The sequence below is a fragment of the Polaromonas sp. genome (assembly GCF_041689105.1).
Lineage (GTDB): Bacteria > Pseudomonadota > Gammaproteobacteria > Burkholderiales > Burkholderiaceae_C > Polaromonas.
Genome location: NZ_JBDNGU010000237.1, coordinates 1 through 2,253, shown reverse-complemented (window position 1 = coordinate 2,253; position 2,253 = coordinate 1). Strand labels below are relative to the sequence as shown.

Annotated in this window: 2 protein-coding genes; one reads left to right on the top strand and one right to left on the bottom strand. The window is 63.5% G+C overall.

Annotated elements, in window-relative coordinates; all coding sequences use genetic code 11:
• Positions 1–1,190, bottom strand: a 1,190-nt coding sequence (gcl, locus tag ACESMT_RS21775; protein WP_372828679.1) for a glyoxylate carboligase, incomplete at its 3' end; no start/stop codon positions are given.
• A gap of 110 nt (positions 1,191–1,300) precedes the next feature.
• On the opposite strand from gcl, the gene ACESMT_RS21770 reads away from it, so the two are divergent.
• Positions 1,301–2,215, top strand: a complete 915-nt coding sequence (locus ACESMT_RS21770; RefSeq protein ID WP_372828678.1) for a LysR family transcriptional regulator — start codon at positions 1,301–1,303, stop codon at positions 2,213–2,215.
• The last annotated feature ends 38 nt before the right edge of the window (positions 2,216–2,253 follow it).

The window sequence follows — 2,253 nt, the reverse complement described above, 5'->3', positions numbered from 1 at the left end:
TGCGACAGGCCGATGGTGCTGATGTAACACACGTCTTCGCCAAAAGCCCGTGTCATGCACTGGTAGACACGCTGCGGCTTCATCGGCACGCCGTCGTAGTTGGTCTTGCGCAGCATGGTGCCCTTGCGGTAGCGGCAGGCCGACGCCCATTCGCCACGGTCTTTCAGCTTGCCCTGCGCAGCCCATTCGGTAGCGACTTCCACGAACAGCGCCAGCGCCGCTTTGGCGTCCGAGACGATGCCGAAATCGGGCGAGAAGACACGGCCGATTTGTGTCGGCTCGATGTCCACGTGCACGAACTTGCGGCCCTTGGTGTAGACCTCGACCGAGCCGGTGTGGCGATTGGCCCAGCGGTTGCCGATGCCGATCACAAAGTCCGAGGCCAGCATGGTGGCATTGCCGTAGCGGTGGCTGGTCTGCAGGCCGCACATGCCGGCCATCAACGGGTGGTTGTCCGGAATCGTGCCCCAGCCCATCAGGGTAGGGATCACCGGGATGCCGGTGAGCTCGGCAAACTGCACCAGCAGTTCGGAGGCGTCGGCGTTGATGATGCCGCCGCCGGCCACGATCAGCGGTTTTTCGGCGTCGTTGAGCATGCCCAGGGCCTTCTCGACCTGGGCGCGTGTCGCGGCAGGTTTGTACACCGGCAGCGGGGAATAAGTGTCGATATCGAATTCGATCTCGCCCATCTGCACGTCGAAGGGCAGGTCGATCAGCACCGGGCCGGGGCGACCCGAACGCATGATGTGGAAGGCCTGCTGGAAGACCCGTGGCACCAGGGCCGGTTCACGCACCGTCACCGACCATTTGGTCACAGGCTTGGAGATCGACTCGATGTCCACCGCCTGGAAGTCTTCCTTGTGCAGGCGTGCACGGGGCGCCTGGCCGGTGATGCAAAGAATCGGAATGGAGTCGGCCAGCGCCGAGTACAGGCCAGTGATCATGTCGGTGCCCGCCGGACCGGAGGTGCCTATGCACACGCCAATGTTGCCGGCGGCGGCCCGGGTGTACCCCTCGGCCATGTGCGAGGCGCCTTCCATGTGGCGCGCCAGGATGTGGCTGATGGTGCCCTGCTTGCGCAGCGCCGAGTACAGCGGGTTGATGGCCGCGCCAGGTATGCCAAAGGCCTGCGTCACGCCTTCTTTTTCCATCACCCAGACGGCGGCCTGGGCGGCTGTCATTTTTGCCATGTCTTTTCTCCTTTGTGGAGGCTTGACTGTAGGCATCATGGCTGGCCCTTAGAAGACGCGGCGGGACCATAAAAGCTATTCCACCATGGAATAAGTGGCTATGATGCGGCATGGACAGATTGCAGGTCATGCACATGTTTGTGCGGGTGGTGGAAACCGGCAGCTTCTCGAAAGCGGCGCACGAATTTTCGACCACGCAGCCCACGGTCTCCAAGCAGATCGCGGCGACCGAAGAGCGCCTGAAGGTGCGCCTGCTCAACCGCAACACGCGCGGCGTGAGCCTCACGGAATCGGGCGCCCTCTACTACGAGAAATGCAAGATCATCGTGCGGGAGACCGAAGAGGCCGACAACATCGTGCGCCTGCGACAGAGCCAGGCCCAGGGCATGTTGCGCATAGGCACCTCGGTGGCGTTTGGCCGGCGCGTGATCGTGCCGCTGGCGCTCGACTTCATGAACAGGCACCCGCAGGTCCAGCTCGACCTGAGCTTCGAGGACCGCTACACCGACCTGGTGTCGCAGGGCCTGGACGTGGCCGTGCGCATGGGCAAGCTGGCCGACTCCAGCCTGGGTGCGCGCTTTCTTGGTGTGAACCCCTGGGTAATGGTGGCGGCGCCGCGTTACCTGAAAAAACACGGCACACCGAAGAAGCCCAAAGACCTGAGCAGCCATGCGGCGTTGATCTACAGCAGTGTGCTGGGCGACGACGTGTGGCGCCTGATCTCGCCCAAGGGGGAGGCGGTGACCGTGCCGGTGGCGGGCCGGCTGCGCTCCAACAACCTGTCGGCTGTGCTGGCGGCAGCGCGCAACGGTCTGGGCATTGCCGCCATGCCGCGTTATGTGGCGGTCGATTCGCTGGCCTCGGGGCAGGTGCTCGAAGTGCTGGCTGACCACAGCCTGCCCGAGCAGGAAATCCACGCCGTGTTTCCGTCACCCAAGCTGGTGCCGGGCAAGGTGCAGGCCTTTGTGGCTTACCTGCAGGGATGTTTTGCCGATCGCTGGTGGGACACCCTGCCCAAGGCCTGATACGGTTTTGCATTCAATCAGCTGGATAAGCGCCACTT